At 44.3% G+C, this 24,729-nt stretch carries 22 protein-coding genes; 11 read left to right on the top strand and 11 right to left on the bottom strand.

The genetic code is table 11. The annotated features are described in order from the left end of the window. Window positions 1-8: 8 nt before the first annotated feature. The 9 genes from H9630_RS07635 to H9630_RS07595 all read right to left on the bottom strand — a co-directional run bounded on the left by H9630_RS07635 (window position 9) and on the right by H9630_RS07595 (window position 12,818). Window positions 9-659, bottom strand: a complete 651-nt coding sequence (locus H9630_RS07635) for a hypothetical protein (protein ID WP_191714896.1) — start codon at window positions 657-659, stop codon at window positions 9-11. 125 nt (window positions 660-784) lie between these two features. Continuing rightward, window positions 785-1,693 carry an HD domain-containing phosphohydrolase gene (locus H9630_RS07630; RefSeq protein ID WP_191714895.1) on the bottom strand — a complete coding sequence of 303 codons (909 nt, stop codon included), beginning with the start codon at window positions 1,691-1,693 and terminating at the stop codon, window positions 785-787. A gap of 90 nt (window positions 1,694-1,783) precedes the next feature. Beyond that, a complete protein-coding gene (locus H9630_RS07625; protein ID WP_191714894.1) occupies window positions 1,784-2,245 on the bottom strand; it encodes a hypothetical protein in 462 nt (153 codons plus the stop codon). A 425-nt stretch (window positions 2,246-2,670) separates the two neighbouring features. Then, complete coding sequence (locus tag H9630_RS07620; protein ID WP_191714893.1) at window positions 2,671-4,158, bottom strand: glutamate synthase subunit beta; 1,488 nt, start codon at window positions 4,156-4,158, stop codon at window positions 2,671-2,673. Between the two features lie 76 nt (window positions 4,159-4,234). Continuing rightward, window positions 4,235-8,821: a glutamate synthase large subunit gene (gene gltB / locus H9630_RS07615; protein WP_191714892.1), complete on the bottom strand. Its 4,587-nt coding sequence runs from the start codon at window positions 8,819-8,821 to the stop codon at window positions 4,235-4,237. A 259-nt stretch (window positions 8,822-9,080) separates the two neighbouring features. Then, on the bottom strand, window positions 9,081-10,853 hold the full coding sequence (recQ, locus tag H9630_RS07610) for a DNA helicase RecQ (protein ID WP_191714891.1): 1,773 nt from the start codon (window positions 10,851-10,853) through the stop codon (window positions 9,081-9,083). A gap of 131 nt (window positions 10,854-10,984) precedes the next feature. Then, the gene (locus H9630_RS07605) at window positions 10,985-11,482 is read right to left on the bottom strand and encodes a DUF4334 domain-containing protein (RefSeq protein WP_191714890.1); all 498 of its coding nucleotides are present in this window, start codon (window positions 11,480-11,482) and stop codon (window positions 10,985-10,987) included. Between the two features lie 13 nt (window positions 11,483-11,495). Then, window positions 11,496-12,281 (bottom strand): SDR family oxidoreductase, encoded by a 786-nt coding sequence (locus tag H9630_RS07600; protein ID WP_191714889.1) that lies wholly within the window; start codon window positions 12,279-12,281, stop codon window positions 11,496-11,498. A gap of 180 nt (window positions 12,282-12,461) precedes the next feature. Next, window positions 12,462-12,818, bottom strand: coding sequence for a helix-turn-helix domain-containing protein (locus tag H9630_RS07595; RefSeq protein WP_191714888.1), 357 nt, complete (start codon window positions 12,816-12,818; stop codon window positions 12,462-12,464). Between the two features lie 440 nt (window positions 12,819-13,258). Here H9630_RS07595 and H9630_RS07590 point away from each other — a divergent pair, with 440 nt between their 5' ends. Further along, a complete protein-coding gene (locus H9630_RS07590; RefSeq protein ID WP_191714887.1) occupies window positions 13,259-14,755 on the top strand; it encodes a peptide MFS transporter in 1,497 nt (498 codons plus the stop codon). A gap of 245 nt (window positions 14,756-15,000) precedes the next feature. Here the strand turns inward: H9630_RS07590 and H9630_RS07585 are convergent, their stop codons facing one another. After that, on the bottom strand, window positions 15,001-15,639 hold the full coding sequence (locus tag H9630_RS07585; protein ID WP_191714886.1) for a pentapeptide repeat-containing protein: 639 nt from the start codon (window positions 15,637-15,639) through the stop codon (window positions 15,001-15,003). A 60-nt stretch (window positions 15,640-15,699) separates the two neighbouring features. Beyond that, window positions 15,700-16,392: a universal stress protein gene (locus tag H9630_RS07580; protein WP_191714885.1), complete on the bottom strand. Its 693-nt coding sequence runs from the start codon at window positions 16,390-16,392 to the stop codon at window positions 15,700-15,702. Between the two features lie 318 nt (window positions 16,393-16,710). Here H9630_RS07580 and H9630_RS07575 point away from each other — a divergent pair, with 318 nt between their 5' ends. The 10 genes from H9630_RS07575 to H9630_RS07530 all read left to right on the top strand — a co-directional run bounded on the left by H9630_RS07575 (window position 16,711) and on the right by H9630_RS07530 (window position 24,727). Next, entirely contained in the window at window positions 16,711-19,113 is a 2,403-nt protein-coding gene (locus tag H9630_RS07575; protein ID WP_191714884.1) for a Na+/H+ antiporter subunit A, read from the top strand. Then, window positions 19,100-19,522, top strand: a complete 423-nt coding sequence (locus H9630_RS07570) for a Na(+)/H(+) antiporter subunit B (protein WP_191714883.1) — start codon at window positions 19,100-19,102, stop codon at window positions 19,520-19,522. Before H9630_RS07575 ends, H9630_RS07570 begins: the two co-directional genes overlap by 14 nt. Before the next feature lie 3 nt (window positions 19,523-19,525). Further along, window positions 19,526-19,864 (top strand): Na(+)/H(+) antiporter subunit C, encoded by a 339-nt coding sequence (locus H9630_RS07565; protein ID WP_191714882.1) that lies wholly within the window; start codon window positions 19,526-19,528, stop codon window positions 19,862-19,864. After that, a complete protein-coding gene (locus tag H9630_RS07560; RefSeq protein WP_191715092.1) occupies window positions 19,857-21,341 on the top strand; it encodes a Na+/H+ antiporter subunit D in 1,485 nt (494 codons plus the stop codon). Before H9630_RS07565 ends, H9630_RS07560 begins: the two co-directional genes overlap by 8 nt. Before the next feature lie 30 nt (window positions 21,342-21,371). Beyond that, a complete protein-coding gene (locus tag H9630_RS07555; RefSeq protein WP_191714881.1) occupies window positions 21,372-21,857 on the top strand; it encodes a Na+/H+ antiporter subunit E in 486 nt (161 codons plus the stop codon). Next, complete coding sequence (locus H9630_RS07550) at window positions 21,854-22,138, top strand: Na(+)/H(+) antiporter subunit F1 (protein ID WP_191714880.1); 285 nt, start codon at window positions 21,854-21,856, stop codon at window positions 22,136-22,138. Before H9630_RS07555 ends, H9630_RS07550 begins: the two co-directional genes overlap by 4 nt. Beyond that, the gene (locus H9630_RS07545; protein WP_191714879.1) at window positions 22,116-22,466 is read left to right on the top strand and encodes a Na+/H+ antiporter subunit G; all 351 of its coding nucleotides are present in this window, start codon (window positions 22,116-22,118) and stop codon (window positions 22,464-22,466) included. Before H9630_RS07550 ends, H9630_RS07545 begins: the two co-directional genes overlap by 23 nt. A 140-nt stretch (window positions 22,467-22,606) precedes the next feature. After that, window positions 22,607-23,302 (top strand): DUF1538 domain-containing protein, encoded by a 696-nt coding sequence (locus tag H9630_RS07540; RefSeq protein ID WP_191714878.1) that lies wholly within the window; start codon window positions 22,607-22,609, stop codon window positions 23,300-23,302. After that, window positions 23,299-24,036 carry a DUF1538 domain-containing protein gene (locus tag H9630_RS07535; protein ID WP_191714877.1) on the top strand — a complete coding sequence of 246 codons (738 nt, stop codon included), beginning with the start codon at window positions 23,299-23,301 and terminating at the stop codon, window positions 24,034-24,036. Before H9630_RS07540 ends, H9630_RS07535 begins: the two co-directional genes overlap by 4 nt. Next, window positions 24,026-24,727 carry a P-II family nitrogen regulator gene (locus H9630_RS07530; RefSeq protein ID WP_191714876.1) on the top strand — a complete coding sequence of 234 codons (702 nt, stop codon included), beginning with the start codon at window positions 24,026-24,028 and terminating at the stop codon, window positions 24,725-24,727. The genes H9630_RS07535 and H9630_RS07530 overlap by 11 nt, the downstream gene beginning before the upstream one ends. The last annotated feature ends 2 nt before the right edge of the window (window positions 24,728-24,729 follow it).

Raw genomic sequence — 24,729 nt, 5'->3', positions numbered from 1 at the left:
TACCTAATTTACTTCCCGAATGTGGAATCATTTGAAGAAGAATCGTCTTTTTTCTTCGACTGGTTCGATAAGTCTTTTTTCAAAGAATCCGCATACTCCGTGCTTCCGCCATATGGTTTATTGGCTTCAGAAGAAGTATTGCCGGTAGATCCAGTGCTGCCGAATGTAGAACTGTCCGTACTCGACGAATCATCAACATCTTTTTTCAAGGATTCTGTATACTCCGTGCTTCCTCCATAAACGCCGCCTGTCGGCTTATTGGTGTTAGGGGAAACATTGCCGGTAGAGCTCGTCTTTGACTGATCAGTTGATGAACTGCTCGATTTGTCGACATTGCCGCCAACATCATCCTGTAATGTTTTATTCGCTTTATCCAAAGCATCTTTTTCTTTGTTCATCATATCCTGCTGTGCATCAATTGCCGTTTTCACTTTTTCCACCGCTTTATTGACTGTCGGCTTCACTTTGTCCACCATACCGCCTGATTGCTCATTTAAGCGATCAAGCCCTTTTTTAATGTTCGCTTTCATATCTGCTTTGCTGGTTTGAGAGGTTTCGCCTGTTTGCGTTTTCTGCTGAGTCATTGCTGCACCGATTACAGCACCAAGGCCGATCAATACAAGTTTTCCAAACATACCACCTGATGAATTTCTGGCCATTTGAATCTCTCCTCTTCGTTTTTGTATAATCACTGTGTATAAAGTATTGACTAAATCACTGATTTTTAAACATTTTAGGCAAAATAAAAGACACCTCGAAAAGTCTGGGTGTCTGGTTCCAGCATCTATGAACTTAGCTTTCCTTCTTCTTTCAAAACTTGTTCGAAAGCCTTGACGACTGTTTCATCATATTGAACCCCAACCAGATTGTTGATTTCGGCCATCGCGTATTCTGGAGAAAATGCGGTTCGGTAAGCTCTGTCTTCGGTCATCGCATCGAACGTATCGCACACGCCGATAATTTTAGCTTCCACTAAAATCTCATCGCCTTTCAAGCCAAAAGGATAGCCTCTTCCGTTCACGCGCTCGTGATGCTGTTCGACGATATCTGCGATGTCTGCATAAGGAGTGTCCCGGATCATGGCAGCGCCATCGCCTGGATGCTTTTTCACCAACTCGAATTCTTCGTCCGTCAATTTGCTTGGTTTTTTCAATACTTCTTCAGGAATGTTGATTTTGCCGATGTCGTGAAGGATGGAAGCTAACAATAAATTTTCCATCTGTTCTTTTCTCAATTTCATTTTAGAAGCAGTCTTAACCGCATAGTTAGCGACACGAGAGCTGTGATTAAATGTATAACGATCTTTTTTCTCGACAGCTTCTCCAATACTCTTTAACTTACTTACTATATTGCTTAAATAATGGAATACAGGAACAGTAGAAACTGACAGAAAAGTTAAATCAGTCAGAGTTTTAAATTGCACTGTACCTTCTAAGTTCTTAGCAGAGAGAAAGGTATCTGGCCCCAACCTTTTAACTTCACCGTTTATATCAGCTTCAATTTCACCAGACAGTATATAAAAAAACTCTTGCGAATCCTCATCTTGGCTGGGAAAAAGAATAAATATACTATCTGATAAAACTGTCTGTTTCATTAATTCAATTCCGTTTCCACGTCCCAAAAGACTCAGTGTCGTTGCACCATTATTCACTTTTTCAAGATAACCGTCTGTTAATATGTCCAAGCCTTTCACAGACACACATCCTCTGCAGAAAAATACGAGAGTATAGAAAACTCTCTATACTCTAATATTACTTCATGTATTGTTGTATGAACAAGATAATTACCAACCAACTACTAGAATAGGATCAATCGATTCTGGCCCCTTAGGAAATGAAACTTCTACGAATTCTATCTCAACGACCAACCCGGCTTTCTCAGCCTTTTCAATTCCTTTAAGCGTCATTTTTTCAGCCTTTGTTTTTAAATCAGCAATGAGTTTTTCGTACTTCTTATCGTAGTCTGCTTTCAACTTAGCTTGTTTAGCTGGATCAGTTTGTTTTGCTTGCTGTTCAAGAAATTTAGTATGCATCTTTTCAGATTTAGCTACTGCTTTATCAATTTCAGTGTGAATTTTTGCATTTGTCGATTCTACTTCCAGCAATGCCGAAGCAATTTCCGGAGTCATTTCTGTTGTAACGTCGGCTTTGAGAACTTCACCATTATTCACTGCAAACGCACTAGTACCTAATACTATTGCCATAATGAATGAAAATAATACAGCGATTAAACTCTTTTTAAACATCCGTATTCCTCCTATTTCCAATTTGTAAGCAGGTAGTGAGATTTAAATACTTTAGAAGCAAAAATTAACTATCTTTTCACTTTAAATTAACTTAAAATACCATCCCTGACCTAATATAGTATATCCTTCATAGGTCTTTTGCACAATCAAATATTGTATTATTTAGATAAAAGACTTATAGGTTACAGTGATAAAGTATTACTGTAATGAAGGATTATCAAATAGCTGTTACAAGGCTGCTATGGTCCATAAATTATACCTCATTTTTCTACTTTAAACGAAAATAGCGACGGCCATTCATCGACGACCCTCCCCTTAAAATTTCTCTTCGTTCGCGTCCATCCTTTCCACAGAAAAAGCTGCAGTTGAACTCGAAGATGAGTTTAACTGCAGCTTTCCTTAAACCATATTATTAACCTTCTTTATTACGGCAATACAGTAGTCCCCATAAGGTAACGATCGCATTCACGCGCTGCTTCACGACCCTCATTGATGGCCCAAACAATCAGGCTTTGGCCACGGCGGACATCCCCCGCTGCAAAAACACCTTCTACGTTTGTAGTGTATTTTCCATATTCCGCTTTTACTCTTGAATTCACTTCTGTTTCTAACTCCAGCTGCTGGATCAAGTCTTGTTCTGGTCCACTGAAGCCAATGGCGATCAGCACTAAATCTGCTTTCCATACTTTTTCGGTGCCTGGAATTTCCTCGCGGATCCGATTGCCGTTTTCGTCTATCTTCAATTTCACATTGACCGTATGGACTTCTTTGACTTGGCCGTTTTCATTACCGACAAACTTCTTGGTCATAACTGCGTAAGCTCTTGGATCTTCACCAAAAGTGGCCGCTGCTTCTTTATGGCCATATTCCACGCGGTGCACTTTCGGATATTGTGGCCATGGATTGCCTTTTTCGTCGCGGATTGCACCTTTTTTGTCATAAACGTCAAATTGAACAAGGCTTTCACAACCATGGCGAACTGATGTCGCTAAGCAATCCGTTCCTGTATCTCCACCACCGATGACAATGACATTTTTGCCTTCGGCCGAAATATAATTGCCGTCTTCAAAATTTGAATCCAGAAGGCTTTTTGTACTGGCGTGAAGGAAATCCATAGCGAAATGGACACCCTCCAACTCCCGGCCTTCCACATCAATATCACGATGAACTGTTGAACCCGTACACATGACTACTGCATCGAAATCATCTTTCAGTTTCGCAGAAGGGTAATTTTTTCCGACTTCTACGTTTGTGATGAAAGTAATTCCTTCCTGCTCAAGAATATTCACACGTCTGGTTACCATATCATAGGACAACTTCATTTCTGGAATTCCGTACGTCAGCAAGCCGCCTACACGATCGCTTTTTTCAAATACCGTCACCATATGCCCGGCTTTGTTCAACTGGGCTGCAGCGGCAAGTCCGGCCGGCCCCGAGCCGATTACGGCTACTTTTTTGCCGGTACGTGTTTTGGGTGGCTCAGGCACAACCCAACCCTCCGCAAATCCACGCTCAATGATCGACCGTTCTACTGTACGAATCGCTACTGGCGGTTCATTGATGCCGAGTACACAAGCTCCTTCACAAGGTGCCGGACAAGCCGTTCCTGTAAACTCAGGGAAGTTGTTTTTCAAGTGTTCACGGTGCAAGGCTTCTTTCCACTGGCCACGATAAACAAGATCATTCCATTCTGGGATGAGATGGTTTACAGGGCAACCGGTCGTTACATTATCCAATTCCATTCCGGTATGGCATGTCGGCACTCCACAGTCCATACAACGCGCGCCTTGTTTTGCCACTTCTTCATTCGACAAAGGAATTGTGTAATCATTCCAGTCCTTTGTCCGTTCAGCCGGTTGGCGCTCTTTGACTGTTTGTCTGCCATATTCCATAAATCCTGTTGGTTTCCCCATTGTTTCCCCTCCTACTCACGATTTCTCATGTTGTAATCACAGCACTTTTGAACATGAACGGCTGCTTCCGCTTTTCTTATTTCCCGGCACCGGCCATTTTGCTTTCTTCGAAAGCGGCCATTTCCGCTTCGGACTTGGCCATGCCGCTGCTCTGTAATTTATTGATTCGTTCATTGATCTGAAGGTAAGCTTTAGGAATAACCCGGACGAATTTTGCGGAATAAATATCCCAGTGAGCCAACAAGCGCGTGCCGTTTGCACTGCTTGTGTAATGAACGTGCTTTTGAATCATTTCGCGTAATTCTTCGATTTCTGCAGGGTCGGCAAGCGGCTGCAAATGGACCATTTCGGCATTACAGCGCTCACTGAACGTACCTTCTTCATCGAGAACATAAGCTACGCCTCCTGACATACCAGCTGCAAAGTTTTTGCCGGTCTTCCCAAGAATCGCTACCCGTCCTCCCGTCATATATTCACAACCATGGTCGCCTACACCTTCGACAACGATTTTCGCTCCACTGTTTCTGACAGCAAAGCGTTCGCCAGCCACTCCATAGATATATGCTTCGCCAGCAGAGGCGCCATAGAATGATACATTTCCGATAATGATGTTTTTCTCAGGAAGGAAAGTTGAATCGAGTGCCGGATAAACCGTAATCTTACCACCCGATAATCCCTTTCCGACAAAGTCATTGGCATCGCCGATCAGGTTCATCGACATTCCTTTTGGAATGAATGCACCGAAACTTTGTCCGGCCGATCCTTGGAAATTCAAATTAACAGTGTCCTCAGGCAAGCCTTCTGCACCGTAACGTTTTGAAATGGCACTCCCAACAATCGTTCCTGTCGCACGGTGAATGTTACGGATTGCCGTTGCCACTTCAACCCGCTCGCCATTTTCAATCGCCTTACGGCAACGCGGCAACAGTTCCTGGTAATCCAATGTCTGTTCCAATTCATGGTTTTGTTTAACCGTCGCATAACGGCCTACTTTTTCAGGCAGGTCCGGCTGATACAATAAGGCGCTCAAATCAATGCCGCCGGCTTTCCAGTGATCGACAGCTTGATTGGCTTCAAGAACGTCTGTCCGTCCAATCATTTCATTGATGGTACGGAAGCCCAGTTCAGCCATCAGTTCACGTGTTTCTCTTGCGATAAAGCGCATAAAATTCGCTACATGCTCCGGATCGCCGCCGTATTTTTCACGCAGTTCGGGATTTTGAGTTGCAATGCCGACAGGGCACGTATCCAAATGGCAGACGCGCATCATGACACAGCCAAGTACAACAAGCGGTGCAGTGGAAAATCCGAATTCTTCAGCGCCAAGCAGAGCCGCTGTCACTACATCGCGGCCGGTCATCATTTTGCCGTCTGTTTCTACGACAATCCGATCACGCAGACCGTTCAACAGCAAGGTTTGATGCGTTTCAGCCAAGCCGATTTCCCATGGAAGCCCTGTATGTTTCAGGCTTGTTTTAGGAGCCGCTCCTGTACCGCCATCATAGCCGCTGATCAAGACAACGTCCGCACGGCCTTTAGCAACACCTGCAGCAATCGTACCGACACCAACAGCGGATACCAATTTAACGCTGATTCGCGCATCTGGATTTGCATTCTTCAAGTTGAAAATCAATTCAGCTAAATCTTCGATTGAGTAGATGTCATGATGCGGCGGCGGTGAAATCAATTCAACACCGGTCGTAGAGCCGCGCACTTCAGCAATCCAAGGATAAACTTTCTTGCCAGGCAAGTGTCCGCCTTCTCCCGGTTTCGCTCCCTGGGCCACTTTGATTTGGATTTCATCGGCATTCACTAGGTAATGGCTTGTTACGCCAAAGCGGCCGGATGCCACTTGTTTAATGGAGCTGCGGCGATTGTCGCCATTTTCGTCCGGAATAAAACGGGAAACTTCTTCTCCACCTTCACCAGAATTGCTCTTTCCGCCGATGCGGTTCATTGCCACCGCTAATGCTTCGTGTGCTTCTTTGCTGATGGAACCGTACGACATGGCGCCTGTTTTGAAGCGCGCACAGATTTCTTCTATTGTTTCCACTTCTTCGATCGGCACAGGCGTCCGTTTCTTAAAGGACATCAAACCGCGCAGCGATTGAAGATTGGCCTTTTCATCCGTCAACAAGTTCGTATACTTCTTGAAGACATCGTAGTTATTAGTCCGGCATGCATGCTGGAGTGTGTGGATTGTCTTTGGATTGTACTGATGGTTTTCTCCATGTTCACGGTATTGGAATTCATCGCCGGATTCCAGGGCCTGGTCGTCTCCTTGAGCAACCGGATAAGCTGCCGCATGTCTCATAAGAACTTCTTTAGCAATGATATCTAGACCAATTCCGCCTAATCGTGAAGAAGTTCGTGTAAAGTATTTATCGATTACGTCCATATGAATACCGACAGCTTCAAAAATCTGCGCACCACGGTAACTTTGAATGGTTGAAATTCCCATTTTGGATAGAACTTTAATAATGCCGTCTGTAACAGCTTTAACGTAAGTCTGTTCCGCTTCCTCAAAATTCATATTCGGAATATCTTCTATTTCAATCAAATTTTTGATTGTATCGAAAGCCAAATATGGATTTATGCCTTCCGCTCCGTAACCGAGCAACGCCGCAAAATGATGGACCTCGCGCGGTTCTGCAGATTCCAGCAAAATGCTCATTTGGATTCGGGTGCCTTCACGGATCAAATGATGATGCAAACCTGAAACAGCCAATAGCGCAGGAATCGCTGCAAACTCCTCATTCACTCCCCGATCGGATAAAATGAGCAATTTCGCCCCTTCTCGTATCGCCTGATCGGCTTCCGCAAAAACAGCTTCCAACCTCTGTTCCATTGCTTGCTCCCCATCATTTTTCGGAAACAGTATAGAGATGGTTGCGGTCTTGAAATCAGGAACATGTTGCTGACGCAATTTTTCAAGTTCCATATCTGTCAAAATCGGCGTTTCCAGGCGGATATGGCGGGCACTTTCAGGAGTCGGTTGAACCAGATTCGCTTCTGCACCAATGGTTGTACGGGCTGCTGTAATAATATGTTCACGAATCGCGTCAATTGGCGGATTCGTAACTTGAGCGAACAATTGCTTGAAATAATTGTAGAGAAGCTGAGGTTTTTTAGACAAGACTGCTAAAGGCGAATCATATCCCATCGAACCAACAGGATCTTTCCCATCTGTTGCTAGCGGCTTGATAATTTTTTGAACTTCTTCCATTGTATAGCCGAAAGCGAGCTGGCGTTTAATCAAAGGTTGCGCATCGTCAGAGTTTGTAGGTTTGACCGGCTCCGGCAAATCTTCCAAATCAAACATATTTTTCTCGATGAAATCTTTGTATGGCAACTCTCCTGCAATCTGCAGCTTGATTTCTTCATCGGGAATAATTTTGCCCTCTTCTAAATCCACCAGCAGCATTTTCCCTGGACGAAGACGGTCTTTATAAATGATGTCATCTGCAAATATATCAAGTGCGCCTACTTCTGAGCCCATGACGATCATGCCGCTCTTCGTCACATAATAACGTGCAGGCCGCAGGCCGTTTCGGTCAAGGCAAGCCGCAATCTGTTTGCCATCTGTAAAGACCAATGCAGCCGGTCCGTCCCACGGTTCCATAAGCGTACTATGGTATTCATAGAAATCTCTTTTTTCCTGTTTGATGGTTGGATCATTGACCCAAGGTTCCGGCACCATCATCATGGCTGTATGGGCAAGCGATCTTCCGGACAAATGCAGGAATTCAAAGCAATTATCGAACATTGAAGAATCACTGCCGGTTTCGTCTATGACAGGCAGTACTTTTTGAAGGTCCTCTTCATTGAAAGCGGGAGATGTGCAAAGCATCTGACGAGCACGCATCCAATTGACATTTCCTCTAAGGGTATTGAATTCACCGTTGTGGATTGAGTAGCGGTTAGGGTGTGAACGTTGCCAGCTTGGGAAGGTGTTCGTACTAAAGCGAGAGTGGACGAGAGCCAATGCTGATTTGAATTCGGGATGGTTGAGGTCTATATAAAACGAATCGAGTTGTTCCGGGATAAGCATGCCTTTGTAAACAATCGTACCTGCTGAAAGGCTGCTGAAATACACATCTTTAAATTCTTCTTTGCCGACCATTTCCTGTTCAATCCGTTTGCGGATGACATATAAACGGCGCTCAAGGTCAATACGGTTTTCCAATCCATGTGCAGCACCGATAAATACCTGGCGAATCACAGGCTTGGTTTTTGAAGCGACTTTACCGACAAACGAATCGTTGACCGGAACCGGACGCCATCCAAGACAGACTTGGCCTTCTTCTTGGATAATTTGGTGGATCAATTCTTTGGTTTTCATACGCAAATCATAATCTTTTGGCATAAAGAGCATACCAATGCCGTACTTTCCTTCTTCAGGCAAAGTAATGCCTTCTTTTTCACATTGCTTCAGGAAAAAACGATGGGGAATTTGCGTCAGAATCCCTGCACCATCTCCTGTGCTCGTGTCAGATGATTGGCCGCCTCGGTGCTCCAGGTTGCACAATATGTTGATCGCATTTTGAACGATTGCATGTGATTTTTCTCCGTTAATATTGGCGATCATCCCGATTCCACACGCCTCGTGTTCCTGATCTGGATGATATAGTCCCTGTGGGATTGGATACTCTTTCTTGCTCATCAAACCGCCTCCTTCATTACACTCATGTGTCATAATGTTTTGATAGTATATCATAAGTCTGAATATATATACAATTCCCCCAAGTAAAAAAATATCAAAAATAAAAGCCGAAATCTTATATCCACATTGCAAGCGCTTCCATTTTTATTGCTAGAAAAAAAAACGTTTACTCCGGAATATAATGTATAAATATACAGTCTAATTAATTCACCAAATAAAAAAACCCCGTTTTATACGGGGTTTTCCAACTTATATTTATTCAGTTATTTATGGCATCAAAAGAATGAATCGCTTGTAAAAAGGCTTGTCCATACTTTTCAAGTTTGTTGGCACCTACACCGTTGACCTCCAAAAATTCCACTTCATTTTTAGGGCGTCTCGCCACCATATCCTGTAATGCTTTATCGGAGAAAATAACAAAAGGCGGCACTCCCGCTTCATCAGCCAGCTTTTTCCGAACCACTCTGAGTTCTTCAAATAACGGATCATTAGAGGAAATTTTCTTAGTGACAACCGCGCCTTTTCTCAAAACCTGGCGTTTGCCAAGCAATACATCTCTGCCACCATCAGGAACATAGATGGTCGGAAACGAACCTTGTTCAACCGCCAACAACTCCTGCGAAATCATGAATTCAATTAAATTCGACACTTCTTTGGCATTTTGGTGCTTAAGAATTCCATAGGTCGACAATTTATCGAAACCAAAATCCAGCACTTTTTTATTGCGGGAACCGGTCAATACCTGCGCTGTCATAGCCTTGCCGAATTTCTGCCCCATCCGAATGACGCAGGACAAAACCATTTGAACATCTTTCGTAACATCCATGCTTTCACGGTCATCCAAGCAGCTTCCACAATGGCCGCATGGTTCAGCCGCCGTGTCACCGAAATAATGAATGATAAACTGCTGCAGGCAATTTTCAGTATGGCAATAATCAACCATCCCTTGCAACTTCACCAATTCCCCCGGAATTCGGCTTGGATCCTGGGCCTGATCAATTAAGAAACGCTGTGTTTGGACATCCTGGGAAGCATACAATACGATACACTCACTCGGCAGCCCATCACGGCCTGCACGGCCTGCTTCCTGATAATAGCTTTCCATGTTCTTAGGCAATTGATAATGGATAACAAATCGGATATTGGATTTATCGATTCCCATGCCGAAGGCGTTTGTCGCCACCATGACAGTCACTTCATCATTAAGAAACCGTTCTTGGCCGATCTTTCTTTCATTGTCAGGCATGCCGGCATGGTATTTTGCAGCCTTAATGCCTTTTTTAATGAGCATTTCGTATACCGAGTCCACTGTCTTTCGAGTGGCGGCGTAGATAATCCCCGCTTCTTTTTCGTTTTTTTCCACGTATTCTTTTACAAAACGTTCCCGGTCCTGGCCGCGAATGACGGAAAATGTTAGATTTGCCCGTTCAAAACCAGTCATAATGGTGTGTTCTTCTTCGATATTCAAAATCCGGCAAATGTCTTCACGCACTTGGGGCGTTGCAGTAGCAGTCAACGCCAATACAGTCGGATTGTTCGGGAACAGCTCCGTCATCCGGCTGATCAAACGGTAACTTGGACGGAAATCGTGGCCCCATTGCGAAATACAATGTGCTTCGTCAACAGCAATCAGCGGAACATGGACTCCCTGAAGTTCATTCAGGAACATTTCTGAGTCTAGACGCTCTGGCGCAATATAAAGCAGCTTAATGGCACCGCGTTGCACATCCATAAGCGTTTCCCGCACTTCATCAAAATCGAGGGAGCTATTTATATAAGCAGCTGGAATCCCAGCTGCCAAAAGTGCATCTACTTGGTCTTTCATCAATGAGATCAGAGGCGACACGACAATGGTGGTCCCTTCCATGACCAGTGCCGGAATTTGATAGCACATGGACTTGCCTCCGCCGGTCGGCATGACGCAAATTGAATTATGCCCTTCAAATACCTGGGTAATGGCTTGTTCCTGGCCGATCCGGAAGGATTCATAGCCAAAATGGGACTTCAATAATTTTTTCGCGCTTTCCAACAAAATAGAACACTCCTAATACTCGTATCGTATGAGTTAGCTTACCACATTTTTGCGCCTTTTTCTTTGACGAAATACCGAGAAAAACTATGGAGATCGAGACAAATAAAAAAACTGTCCTCAAGCATACGCTCTCAGGACAGTTTTTCATCTTGCACTTTTTCAAGCAGGAAGAAAAAGGGCTGCTGTTCTCCCTTCAGGTCCATCATGCCAAGCAGTTTCCCTTCTGCCACTTTCCGAAAGTGGTCAAGGATCGGCAAATGGTCATAGATCATCGCCGCACTCACTTTCCCGCGATACTCCACCATCCGCATACGGGCTTCACCGCCAACCGCTTTTGTTAATTTCTGTTTTCTCATAAAAGGAACTGGGTCGACTGCGATCACTTTTCCTCTTTTCACTTCAAACAGCAACGGATCCACATTTTCTGTATCATGGAATGCTTTCCCATACCAATTCAGTTTCTTTAAGACACCGTCTAATGGATGGCCAGTAAGAAATTCTTTTCCTCTCCAAGTTCCAAGAAGCGATTCCAGATCAACCGTTTCCAATGAATCAAATAATTGGCAAGCAGCATGAAGATCCGCTTCTCCTTTTTCCAGCATGGCAACCAACTCTGCTTGGCGCTCCATCTTCGCCCCTCCTTCAAATCTCCATTCTCCACCGTTTCGCCTCTTCTTCTTTCATTTGCTTTTCTGTTTCTTCAGGAAAAGCTGTACGGAATTTATGGTGATCAAGAGGTATAACTTCAACCATCTTCGCAATCATTTCAGCGGGATCATATTGACTCTCTAATGCACGATCAGCTTCTTCCATATCTTCTTTCCGCGTAAAATGAATTTCTTCATCGAACCACTTCCATTTAGCCTCTGCACTGCGATCGTTAAAACCTGTCGCAAAAGCTCCTGGATTAATGGTTGCCACTTGAACTCCGTGGCTTTCCAACTCTTTTTGCATCGTTGTGGCAATGGCTTCGATCGCATGCTTAGTTGCAGTATAAGGACCGACATAAGGAGTCGACATAATCCCTGCCATAGAAGACATGAAAATAATCTTGCCCTTTCCTTTATCCACAAATTTCCGCGCAGCAATTTGAGCTGTTTCTAAAGTACTGAAAACATTGACCTCAAATAATTCCCTGAAGTTCGCCATCGGCACTTCTGCTAGGGCACCGCCTTCATTTATAGCAGCATTGGCTACAAAAATATCAAAATCATATTCAAGCATTTGTGCCAAGTCCTGCGGATTTTTGATATCCATTTTAAATATATCCAAATCAAGTCCTTTTGCTTGGGCTTCTTCCTTTAAAGCCGTTACTTGAGGAGCTGTTTCCACTGGCGCAATCACTTTATGCCCTTGCTCTGCAAGCCCGAATGCTGTTCCTTTCGCCAACCCGCTTCCTGCTCCTGTAATAAAGATTGTTTTGCTCATAGTCTCATCCTCCATAATCCATTTTACTTTATGTCTTCCCGGAAGCATTTGGAATAAACAAGAAAACAGGGAATATCGCTTTAGGCAGTTCCTCTTGCTGGCTTAGTCGTTTCCGAAAAATCAAAACGCCTATTCCCCTTTAAGGAATAGGCGTTTTGGTTATATTGGGCCTTCAGGCAATCAGTTAGTTGCGGTTCCATAACTGCCCATACGGCGTTTAACTTGAATGAAAGATGCAGCTTCCGCAATTTCATGCTGATTAAGCGGCTGGTCATCCAACATTAGATTGTAATCGTTTAAAAAACTTGTATTTTGAAGATCCACATTGATTGTCCGTTCGCTGCGATCCAACAAACTGTCGACTGATATCTCAAAATAATCGGCAAGTCTCTCGAGATGCACTACAGACACTTGTTTCTTTCCACTTTCATAAGCCCAAACCGTGCTTTTTGCAAAGCCGATTTCTTCTGCCAATTCTTCAGTAGATAGACCCTTTGCTTCTCTTAAGTCCTTGATTCGTTTGCTTAACTGTTTCATTTACACTCCTGCTCCCTAAATAATATTCTAACTATTTTAAATATACTGCACCTTGCGCTTTTTCACAATCTTTTTTGGATAATTCTTTAAAAAAGTGTGAATAATTAGTGAACACTAACTAAACATTACTAATTATGGAAATTTAATAGGATATTTTTTTTATTTAATTTACCACATTATTAATTATTTGAAATTGCAGGTAAATAGGCACGTCAAACTTGGAAAACCGCTCTAGTGCCACTTCACCTATGTCCATTCGCGAAATATCATTCTAATCAGAATTAAATAATTATTCCAATAAAACATATTTCCATTTTTTCGCGTTGATAATCCTGGATTCAGTTATCGAAAAAGGTCTATTTTACTAGATAATAAATTTATTTTGATTTTTTTAACTAAAAAAAGTATTATGTTAGAATAAACAAATGGAGGTTAGTGTAATGTCAGAAAAATATTCTCGACAAGAGATTGTCGATAGCGTTCCTCAAAAAGGCTTCTTTGGTCAACCTAAAGGACTTTTTACGCTATTCTTTACTGAGTTCTGGGAACGGTTCTCCTATTATGGGATGAGAGCCATTCTGGTTTTCTATATGTACTACGAAATTTCCGATGGCGGACTCGGCCTTGATCAAACTACCGCTTTATCTATCATGTCTATTTACGGTTCTCTTGTTTACATGTCCGGAATTATCGGCGGCTGGCTGGCAGACCGGATATTCGGAACCTCAAAAGCTGTATTTTATGGCGGTATCCTGATCATGCTTGGGCATATCGCTCTTGCAATTCCTGGAAATCTCGCTTTGTTCTTTGTTTCCATGGTCTTGATTGTCCTTGGTACCGGGTTATTGAAACCGAACGTTTCAAGTGTTGTCGGTGAAATCTATGCAGACAATGATGACCGACGTGATGCCGGCTTCAGCATTTTCTATATGGGTATTAATATGGGTGGCTTCCTGGCACCTTTAATCGTCGGTACTGTCGGCATGGATATCAACTTCCATCTGGGATTCAGTATTGCAGCAGTCGGTATGTTCCTCGGTTTAGTAATTTTTATCGCCACAAAGAAGAAAAATCTTGGATTGGCAGGAACAGTTGTACCGAACCCATTATTGCCTTCAGAACGCAAAACAACAATTCTGATCTTCACTATTGCTACTGTGATTATTGCAGCGGCAGTCGCTATCGGAATTCCAACAGGTCTATTGACTTTTAACAGCTTTGTTGCACTTGTCGGTATCTTTGGTATTTTGATTCCAATCGCTTATTTCACGGTTATGTACCGCAGCAAAAAAACAACAGAAGTGGAACGCTCACATTTATTGGCTTATATTCCATTGTTCATCGCCTCCGTTATGTTCTGGGCAATACAGGAACAGGGATCAACTATTCTTGCCGCCTACGCTGATACGCGTACGGACCTTGAATTCGCAGGAATCACTATTTCCCCTGCCTGGTTCCAATCCCTGAATCCTTTATTCATCATTACACTGGCTCCGGTTTTCGCTTGGCTTTGGGTTAAACTGGGAAGCAGACAACCGTCTATTCCACAGAAATTTTCACTCGGCCTGCTGTTTGCCGGCTTATCGTTCCTGGTTATCCTATTACCGGCCTACTTTGGCGGACCAGCAGCATTGGTTAATCCCCTTTGGCTTGTCTTGAGTTATTTCATTGTTGTACTGGGTGAACTTTGCCTATCTCCGGTGGGACTATCAGCAACTACCAAATTGGCGCCTGCTGCTTTCTCAGCTCAGACAATGAGTTTGTGGTTCCTATCCAACGCTGCCGCTCAGGCAATCAACGCACAATTGGTTAAATTCTATACAGTGGAAAACGAAATGATGTACTTTGGAATCATCGGGGGAGCTTCTATCGCCCTCAGTATCCTATTGTTCATCTTCGCTCCACGTATTCAGCAATTCATGAAAGGTGTCCGTTAACAAGAAAAGCGCAAGCTGCCATGTAGATTCGACGGGCATAAGACGCACTGGCGTAGCGGCGTTTCTTCAGCCGCATAGCCAGAGTGGCTTATGACCCTAGAATCTGGCAGCTGGAACTGGACAATAAGAAAAGCGCAAACAAGCTCGACATCAATTAACGAACATCAATACACCAATAAAAGCTTCAAAAAAAATGCCCGGCAGCTTAAAACTGCCGGGCATTTTTTCATGTTTCTTCTATAATATTAGTTTTCTATGATCATTCCCATTTGCCGTGCAAAAGCGATCGCCTGATTTGGAGACACTTTGCACCCTTGAAGTTTTTCAATCGAAACCTGAATGCTTTCGAAGGAATTCGTGCTAAGGTCGATGCCCTTAAGACTGGTTTCCGTGAAATTGACATCATTCAATTCACACATTTGGAATTCGCTGTTTTTCAGTTCCATTTGATAAAAGTCTGCAAAACGCAGCGAGGAGGAAACGAAAGAAACGGTGTTGCATAAAGTAAAGCCGAAGGTCGCGTAATTCATCAGGCATTCTTCGAAAAGAGTGTGGCGGATTCCTGCTTCCGCAAAATTAACGCCAAGCAATTTGGAGTTTCGGAACTCAGTCCGATGGAAAACTGCACGGCTCAAATCCGCATTTGACAGATCACAGTTCAGAAACACGACATCGACAAATTCCGAGCGCGGCCAGCTTGTCTCCAGAAAATTGACATTCTCAAATACCACCTTGTCGATATGAAGTGCTTCTTCAGTGGCGAAGTCGATCGTTTCCTGAGAGACCCGGCAATTGCTTATGTAATTATCATCTAGGGCTGTTGAGAAAGTACGGGTTTCCAATTCCTTTGGGATAAGCGGCGTCAATCTTTTAGATTTCTTCATCAATATTCTCCTTTTAAGCAAAGAAAAGGCTGCCTCGATGGCGAAGCAGCCTTGTTTAAGCTATTTGTTTTTCACTAATTCTTTGTCCAGGCAAGCATCAATAATTTCAGGCAAATCGATACGGTCGTCTGTCACTTCCGCTTGATATAATTTATTGTCATGCATGAATTTAAAGATCCCGTTATCAAAATCAGTACCGATTTCTTTAAAGAAAATCCCTTCAATCTGACATTTTTTCGATTGCGTAAAGTTGATTTTGTAGCTGTCCCCATCTTTCACCAGGTAGCAGCGTACGCCTTTCTCGAATTCGTCCCCTTCAACGCCTTTGACTGTGCGAGCCACTGAGACAACATGCAGATCAACAAATGGAATTTCGCGAAGCAGCATATTGAGGAATGATCCTTTTGTGATTTCTTCCCATCTGCTTCTGGCAGTTTGCCCAATGATAATTTGCGTGATGTTGAATTCATGAGCCACTTCTGCAATCACTTTTGCAGAGGGGCGTTTTTCATTATCACGAACAATAAACTCTTCAGCTTCGTATTCTTCCGCAAGCTCTTTCCATCGTTCAATATAAGAAGCCTTTTCAGCGTCAAATTCGTTAATAGATGTCGGATCCACCGTTAAAATGTACAACGGGCAATCAAGCATGCTGGCAAGTCGATGGCCACGGCTGATTAATCGTTCGCCATTAGGACCATAAAACACACATACCAGGATACTTTCATCCATTCGTCCTCTGATTTTTTTCATTTATGTTCACCCCCCTGAAAATATAATGTCTATCCTGAAATTCAAAACCATGAAATTATACTTCTTCTATTTTAAAAAATCAAGGGCTTTTGTGCACATTCAAATTACAGTTCTCAAAAAGAATTCTCTTCTTTCCACTTTGGCGCTAGCTGAGAAATGAAAAATCCCCGGATTTCCTGTATAATTTACATTGACTGCTTTGGGAGCCCTTATCATATCATATTGCAGGAAAAGCGAAACCTTTTTCCCTTATTATATACCCGCTCATTGATTTTTCCATTCATTAATGATTTTTAACTCATTTCAGGAGGTTCTGCCGTGTATTTATTGATTATCGCCATTTTAATTCCTTTCATTGCTACCGCTTTGATTCCACTTATACATAATCGCATAGGCAGTTTGCATATCGGCTGGCTCGTTCTGCTGGTACCTACTGCATTGTTCATCATTTTCGCCTTGCAAATTCCTGCTATTTCAGTTGGCGAAGTCCTTAACCAGACAGCTAATTGGATTCCCTCATTAGGCATCAACTTTACCGTTTATCTTGATGGACTCAGTTTGATTTTGGCTTTACTGATAACCGGTATGGGGAGCCTAGTCGTTCTTTACTCCATCTACTACCTTTCACCATCCGACTCCTTCCCGCATTTCTATGCTTACCTGTTGTTATTCATGGGGGCTATGCTCGGTGTCGTTCTATCTGATAACCTCCTTGTGCTCTATGTCTTCTGGGAATTGACCAGCATCTCTTCTTTCCTGCTGATTGCTTTCTGGTACCATCGTAAAAATTCGCGCTACGGCGCACAAAAATCTCTGCTGATCACTGTATTTGGCGGATTGGGGATGCTTGCTGGATTCATGATGCTGCATTCCATGACCGGCACCTTCAGCATCCGGGAAATTATCGCTGTCATCGGCCAGTACACAGACCATGCGCTGTTTTATCCGGCGATGTTCTTAGTGCTTCTTGGCGCGTTCACTAAATCAGCACAATTCCCATTCCATATCTGGCTGCCGGATGCGATGGAAGCACCGACACCGGTCAGTGCCTATCTGCATTCTGCCACGATGGTAAAGGCGGGGCTTTATCTAGTTGCCCGTTTCACACCGATTTTTGCCGGCAACGCTTCCTGGTTCTGGACCATCACTATTGTCGGGCTTATCACCTTATTCTGGGGGGCATTCTGTGCCGTCCGGCAGACGGACTTAAAGGCCCTGCTCGCTTATTCAACGATCAGCCAACTGGGTCTGATCATGAGCTTGTTAGGACTTGGCTCAGCAGCTATGTATTTCGGCGACGGTGAACAAGGGGCTTTATACGGTTTAGCCATTTTTGCAGCCTTGTTCCACCTCGTCAACCATTCCACATTTAAAGGTGCACTTTTCATGGCAGTCGGTATCATCGATCACCAGGTCGGCACACGTGATATACGGCGTCTGGGCGGCTTGATGGCCTTCTTGCCGATCACGTTCACATTTGCTGTCATCGGCAGCTTTTCAATGGCGGGGCTGCCGTTTTTCAACGGTTTCCTAAGTAAGGAAATGTTTTTCACAGCTACGGTCAATGCGGCCGGACTCCCAGCTTTCGGCGTTTCTGCATGGGGCGTGCTCATTCCTGTTATTGCCTGGATCGCTTCGGTCTTCACTTTCGTTTATTGCATGATTTTGGTATTCCGCACGTTCTTCGGTTCATCTCAGCTGAAAAAGCTGGACAAACAGCCTGTAGAACCCTCAATCGGTATGCTCATTTCACCTGCCATCCTTTGTATATTGATCATCGGTTTGTTTTTCGCCCCTAATCTATTGGGGGACTATCTGCTTCGGCCGGCATTGAACGGTGTAATCCCTGGAATTTCAGGTGCAGCACCTCAGATTTCGGCATGGCATGGTTTTAACACTGAATTGTTTATGACGTTGGGAATCGTAATTGTAGGGACGCTTCTTTTCCTTACTTTCCGCAGCTGGTTTAAAATCTACCGCCTGCAGCCTGCAGATTGGACGTTCACCGTGCTTTATAATTCTTTCTTGAAGGATTTGAAAAGAGTTGCCAATTGGATCACAACCCATTATATGACTGGCCACTTGCCAGCTTACTTTGCCTATATCTTCATTTTCTTTATTGCCACAGCCGGCGGCGCACTTCTCATCACTGGTGCGTTATCCGTGGATTTGATGGCCGATTCACCCATCAGCATTTATGAGGGCATGCTTGTAGCCGTAATGGCAGTTGCAGCAGTCAGCATCTTATTTGCCAAGTCCCGCTTGACAGCTATTTTACTGAATGGTGTGCTTGGCTTCTCCATCGCCATTTTCTTTGTGTTGTTCCGCGCACCGGATCTGGCATTGACGCAATTGGTCATCGAAACGGTGACCACCACATTATTCCTGCTGTGCTTTAACTTTTTGCCTGAATGGAAAAAAGAAGATTCTCCAAAACGGACAAAAATTCGGAACGCACTTATTGCCATCGGCGGCGGAGTGACCGTTACATTGATCGGCTTGACCGTCAACAGCGGGGAATTATTCGAAAGCATCTCCGGGTACTTCGAAGATTCCTATGAACTTGCAGGAGGAGAGAATATCGTCAATGCCATTTTGGGCGATTTCCGCGCTTTTGATACTATGCTGGAATCACTTGTTCTGTTCATTGCCGGACTTGGCGTCTATACATTGATCCGCTTAAAAGTTGGAAAGGGGTCGGGAAAAGATGAACATCAATGATGTGATTTTAAAAACCGTATCGAAAGCCGTTGTTTTGATTATTTTAACTTTCGGCATTTACTTGTTCTTTTCCGGCCACAATGAACCGGGAGGAGGATTTATCGGCGGATTGGTAATTGCTTCGGCATTTGTGCTGATGTTCCTATCCTACGATTCGGAAACTGTCAGCGGAGCATTGCCCATCGATTTCAAGAAGCTCTCTGCACTTGGTGTATTGTTGGCAATGATCAGCGGAATAGCCCCGATGTTTTTCGGCGGGGCTTTCTTAAGCCAAAGCTTCGGCTATTTCGACTTGCCGATATTCGGCAAAACCGAACTTGCCACCGTCACCGTATTTGAAGGCGGCATCGCGTTGACTGTAGTCGGCGTTGTCGTGAATATTATTCTTAGCATAAGTGAGGATGAGTAGCCTGTGGAATCATTGATCATTATTTTGGTCGGCGTCCTTACCACGGTCGCCATCTATCTTGTATTATCCAAAAATATTGTACGTGTCATATTGGGGACAGCGATTCTGTCCCACGCAGTCCATCTGTTGATCTTGTCGATGGGCGGCCTTAAATTAGGAGCGGTGCCGTTGCTTGGCGAAGAAGCCGAAACCTATGTCGATGCATTGCCGCAGGCATTAATCTTAACTGCCATTGTCATCAGTTTTGCGGTGACGGCGTTTATCCTGGTGCTTGCCTACCGCGCCCATCAGGAACTGGGAACGGACAATCTAAGCGCAATGAGAGGTTCTGATGATGAATAATCTCTTAGTGCTTCCTATGCTGCTTCCGATTGTTGTGGGTGTATTGCTGATTTTCCTTCGTACGTACGGCCGAGTCCAAGCGTGGATCAGCATTGCCAGCATGCTGGTTACATCAGGCATTTCAGTTTACCTTTTGCATAAAGTCCAGACCGACGGGATTTTCCGTTTGGATTTCGGCGGTTGGGAGCCACCTTTCGGCATTCTGTTCGTTGCCGATTCCTTTTCTGTTCTGCTAGTGCTGACTTCCAGCATTGTAACGGCGATTTGCCTGAGCTATGCCTTAATCTCCACTAGCAAAGAATTGCAGACGATGTATTTTTATCCTTCCGTGCTGTTTCTTATAGCCGGTGTCAACGGTTCTTTTTTGACAGGCGATCTGTTCAATTTGTTTGTCTGCTTTGAAGTCATGCTGCTGTCTTCCTATGTACTTCTGACTTTGGGTAATTCCAAACGCCAACTGCGGGAAGCCATCAAGTATGTATCCATCAATATCGTTTCGTCCTGGTTCTTCCTGGTCGCACTGGCTTTCCTTTATGGAGCGGTCGGTACTTTGAATATGGCGCATGTGGCTGAACGGGTTGCTGAAGTAGGACAAACCCCTCTTCTGACCACTATCAGCATCGTCTTTTTGATCGTTTTCAGCTTAAAAGCCGGATTGCTTCTGTACTTCTGGCTACCGGGATCCTATAGCTCACCGCCTATTGTGACGTCCGCTCTTTTCGGCGCGTTATTGACGAAGGTTGGCATTTATGCCCTCTTCCGTACATTCTCATTGATTTTTTATCATCAGCCGGAAACTACGCATCTGCTGATTGGCATCATGGCTGCACTTACTTTAATCGGCGGCAGCCTCGGGGCCATTGCCTTTAACGACATCCGCACGATTGCGGCTTATAACGTGGTTATTGCGGTCGGTTTCATATTGGTTGGGTTGGCGATTTCCACTCCAGCATCCATTGAAGGATCCATCTACTACCTGATCCATGATATGGTCGCCAAAGCTTTGCTGTTTCTGCTTGTCGGTACCATGATCACACTAAGCGGAACTTCTAAAATGGCGGGCATGAGTGGACTCATGAAGAACTATCCATTATTGGGATGGTCTTTCTTCGTTACCATGCTGTCACTTGCAGGAATCCCGCCACTCAGCGGTTTTATCGGGAAAGTGCTGATTTCAGGCGCAGCCATCGATAGCGGTTCTTACGTATTGCTGGCACTGGCTCTCCTTTCCAGCATCTTCGTTCTTTACTCGTTGCTTCGCGTCTTCAAAAATTGCTTCTGGGGTGAAACCATCGTCAGTAAAGAAGAACAACCGCCATTGCGAAAAGGCGTTTTATGGCCGTGCCTGGCTCTTGTCCTTTTGACAATCGGCATTGGTCTGGGTACCGAAGGCATGGCGCCCTATGTCACAGATGCAGCTGAAACATTACTGAATCCTGGGATTTACATTGATGCGGTTCTAGGGCTGATTCAGTAATCTATTAATCATTGAAAGGAGTGAATCAAAGTGCCGGCTCAGTTCCTCTTAAATATCACCATTGCTTTTCTATGGACCTTGCTGATGGATGAAGACGCTTTTTATCCGACGACTTTTCTGACCGGTTATTTGATCGGTATTGGAATCCTTTTTCTGATGCACCGATTTTTCGGGACCAAGTTCTATTTACTGCGCGTCTTCTCCGCGCTTAAGTTATTGCTGATTTTCATTTCGGAACTTTCACAATCCAGCTTGCTGATCATGAAACAGATCCTCAGCCCAAAGCTCAATATAAAACCCGGCATCTTTACTTATGAACATAGTATGGAAGGCGATTACGAATTGACTACGCTAGCCCTTCTGCTGACATTGACACCCGGTTCCGTGGTGATGGAAGTATCGCCGGACGGAAAAGTTTTCTATATCCATGCAATGGATGTGGAAAGTTCCCGGGATTCCGTACTGAAATCCATCAAGGTATTTGAAAAAGCGATTATGGAGGTGACGAGAAATTGATTAATACGATACTGACCATCGCCTTGTCCCTTTTCATATTGGCAATCATCCTGGCCCTCTATCGGATTATCCGCGGCCCTTCCATGCCCGACCGCGTTGTGGCCCTGGACATGATCGGCGTTAACCTGATTTCAGGAGTCGCTGTATTTTCTGTTGTCCTCAACACGCATGCATTTCTCGAAGTCATCCTGATTGTGGGAATTCTGGCATTCATCAGCACACTGGCTTTAGCGCGTTTTGTTGAAAGGGGCGATATCGTTGAACATAAACACGATCGTTGAGTACTTCGGCGTTTTTCTTATTTTGATCGGAAGCATCATGGCGGTGATCAGCGCAATCGGTATCCTTCGGTTGCCGGATGTTTATACCCGTTCACACGCAGCTACTAAAAGTTCTACTTTAGCCGTGCTATTGTCGCTGTCGGGAACATTCATCTATTTCTGGGCATCCGAAAACTTTATCAGCGTTCGGCTTATTCTGGGCATTATTTTTGTCTTTTTGACTGCACCGGTTGCGGGACATCTGATCACAAGGGCCGCTTACCGTTCAAACGTCAAATTGGCTGACTCTTCTACAGAAGACGCATTGGAAGAACTGTTTAAGAAATAACGAGAATTATGTTAGTGCTAAAAGAGCATGGCCACTCCAGAAAAGTGGGCATCGCTCTTTTTTTGTTAATAAAGCAAAAGTTTACGCCTGCTTATGGGGGGGAATAAGAGTAAAAAAACAGAAATGGGGACAGACTCTCGATGGAAAACGTAAGAGATACGTTTAAAGAAGTCGCTGCCGCCATCCTCCCGGTTACTATTGTTGTTATTCTTCTGCAGGTTGTTTTCATCAAAATGCCTTTCGAGGCAGTGATTCAATTTCTTGTCGGTGTTCTTTTTGTCAGTATCGGTTTTTTCCTGTTTTTGATCGGTGTCAACGCCGGCCTTCTGCCTATCGGTGAAATGATTGGACGAAGGCTGCCCAGCACAAAAAAAGCAGGTTTCATTATTGCAACCGGTTTCTTACTGGGCATCGCCGTTACAGTCGCGGAACCCGATGTCCGGGTATTGGCGAAGCAAATTGATGAAGTCTCTGAAGGCACTGTAAGTGCAGCAATTCTGATTCTATCCGTCTCCCTCGGACTGGCTATCTTTGTGGCGTTGGCCATGGTCCGCACCATCTTTAAAATTCCCCTCCATTATTTACTCATCGGCGGTTACGCTTTAGTCTTTCTGCTATCTTTATTTGTCCCCGAGGCCTTCATTTCCATTTCCTTCGATTCCGGAGGAGTTACAACCGGACCGATGGCAGTTCCATTTATTCTGGCACTTGGCATTGGTGTTGCTTCTGTATTGCGCTCAGAAGATGATAGTTCTGGCGAGAAATTTGGCTTGATTGGCTTGGCATCCATTGGACCGATTCTGGCTGTTATGGTGCTGGGGGTGTTGTTCAGGTGAACATTCATGTTTTCGAAGGTTTTCCAACCGTGATGCTGGAAGTCAGTTTGGCACTTCTCCCTCTTTTGTTATTTTTCGCAGCCTTCCAGGTGTTTATGCTTAAATTGCCGATGCAGCGCGTACTTCAGGTAGGAATTGGTTTTATTTTAGCTTTCTTCGGCCTTTCTTTTTTCCTTCAAGGTGTACATGTTGGATTTATGCCTGTAGGGACAATGATGGGTGAAACGCTTGGCAGTTGGTATAACAAATGGCTGCTGATTCCGATTGGTTTTGTTCTTGGATTCGCTGCCACATTTGCCGAACCGGCCGTCAGTATTATGACAGATGAAGTCGACCAAGAGACCGGCGGATACATTTCCCGTAAAATGATGCTTTATACATTATCGACAGGCGTCGGCGTATCCATCGCTTTGTCCATGCTGAGAATTCTAACGGGCTGGTCGTTATGGTACTTCATTATCCCGGGTTATTTATTGGCATTCATTCTTGTTTTTTTTTCAACGCAGACTTTTATCGGTATCGCTTTTGATTCGGGAGGCGTGGCAACCGGACCAATGACCGTCACTTTTGTCGTTGCTGTGGCAGTAGGCATTTCGACTGCCATAGAAGGCAGCGATCCTTTGACCGATGGATTTGGAATGATCGCACTTGTAGCCCTGACACCTATCATTGCAGTATTGATACTTGGTCTGATTTTCACTAAGAAAGGCGGAGGGAAAGCGAATGATTCTTAACCATAGGTTGATGATTGCCATTGTCAAAAGAGGCCATTCACGCGATGTCATTGCGGCAGCTAAAAAAGCAGGTGTCGATGGCGCAACGATTGTCTATGGCGAAGGAATAGGAAGAAATGAAAAACCTACATTTCTTGGCCTCCCGGCTACCCATGAAAAAGATGTGATTTTTTTCGCATTGGATGGAGACAATGAAAGAGCGGTTGCAGAAGCGGTCAATGAAGCAGGAAAACTCGGGAAACCAGGATATGGACTAGGTTTTACCGTTCATTTAAGCAAATTACTGGGCGTTCCGCATTTATCTCAACGCCAGGATGACCGCAAAAGAAAGAGAGGTGCTTCAGAATTGGAATCAGAACTGAAGGATTTTCAATTAATTGTTACCATTGTCAATTCAGGAGATTCTTCAAAAGTGGTTAAAGCCGCTTCAAAAGCAGGGGCGGAAGGCGGAACAATAATAAACGGACGCGGTACAGGAGTCAATGAACAGCAAAAGTTCATGAATTTCACAATTGATCCAGAGAAAGACGTTGTCTTAACACTTGTTCCAAGCAGTTATGCAGAACAAGTCGTCGAAAGCATCGAGCAGGCTGTCGATCTCAATGCTCCCGGCAAAGGCATCGCTTTTCTGATAGATGTCGAAAAAGTGTTTGGGGTCAACCACTCCTCTTTGAGGAACAAGAATCAGTGAAG

Source organism: Planococcus wigleyi (assembly GCF_014836985.1).
GTDB classification, from domain to species: Bacteria; Bacillota; Bacilli; order Bacillales_A; family Planococcaceae; genus Planococcus; species Planococcus notacanthi.
The sequence above is the reverse complement of the archived record's forward strand: the minus strand, read 5'-3'. Positions and strand labels throughout refer to the sequence as shown.

Coding starts and splice junctions, on each gene's coding strand:
- H9630_RS07635 (WP_191714896.1), bottom strand. CDS start 659: ATGGCCAGAAATTCATCAGGTGGTATGTTTGGAAAACTTGTATTGATC.
- H9630_RS07625 (WP_191714894.1), bottom strand. CDS start 2,245: ATGTTTAAAAAGAGTTTAATCGCTGTATTATTTTCATTCATTATGGCA.
- H9630_RS07620 (WP_191714893.1), bottom strand. CDS start 4,158: ATGGGGAAACCAACAGGATTTATGGAATATGGCAGACAAACAGTCAAA.
- gltB (WP_191714892.1), bottom strand. CDS start 8,821: ATGAGCAAGAAAGAGTATCCAATCCCACAGGGACTATATCATCCAGAT.
- H9630_RS07605 (WP_191714890.1), bottom strand. CDS start 11,482: ATGGAGCGCCAAGCAGAGTTGGTTGCCATGCTGGAAAAAGGAGAAGCG.
- H9630_RS07600 (WP_191714889.1), bottom strand. CDS start 12,281: ATGAGCAAAACAATCTTTATTACAGGAGCAGGAAGCGGGTTGGCGAAA.
- H9630_RS07595 (WP_191714888.1), bottom strand. CDS start 12,818: ATGAAACAGTTAAGCAAACGAATCAAGGACTTAAGAGAAGCAAAGGGT.
- H9630_RS07590 (WP_191714887.1), top strand. CDS start 13,259: ATGTCAGAAAAATATTCTCGACAAGAGATTGTCGATAGCGTTCCTCAA.
- H9630_RS07585 (WP_191714886.1), bottom strand. CDS start 15,639: ATGAAGAAATCTAAAAGATTGACGCCGCTTATCCCAAAGGAATTGGAA.
- H9630_RS07580 (WP_191714885.1), bottom strand. CDS start 16,392: ATGAAAAAAATCAGAGGACGAATGGATGAAAGTATCCTGGTATGTGTG.
- H9630_RS07570 (WP_191714883.1), top strand. CDS start 19,100: ATGAACATCAATGATGTGATTTTAAAAACCGTATCGAAAGCCGTTGTT.
- H9630_RS07560 (WP_191715092.1), top strand. CDS start 19,857: ATGAATAATCTCTTAGTGCTTCCTATGCTGCTTCCGATTGTTGTGGGT.
- H9630_RS07540 (WP_191714878.1), top strand. CDS start 22,607: ATGGAAAACGTAAGAGATACGTTTAAAGAAGTCGCTGCCGCCATCCTC.
- H9630_RS07530 (WP_191714876.1), top strand. CDS start 24,026: ATGATTCTTAACCATAGGTTGATGATTGCCATTGTCAAAAGAGGCCAT.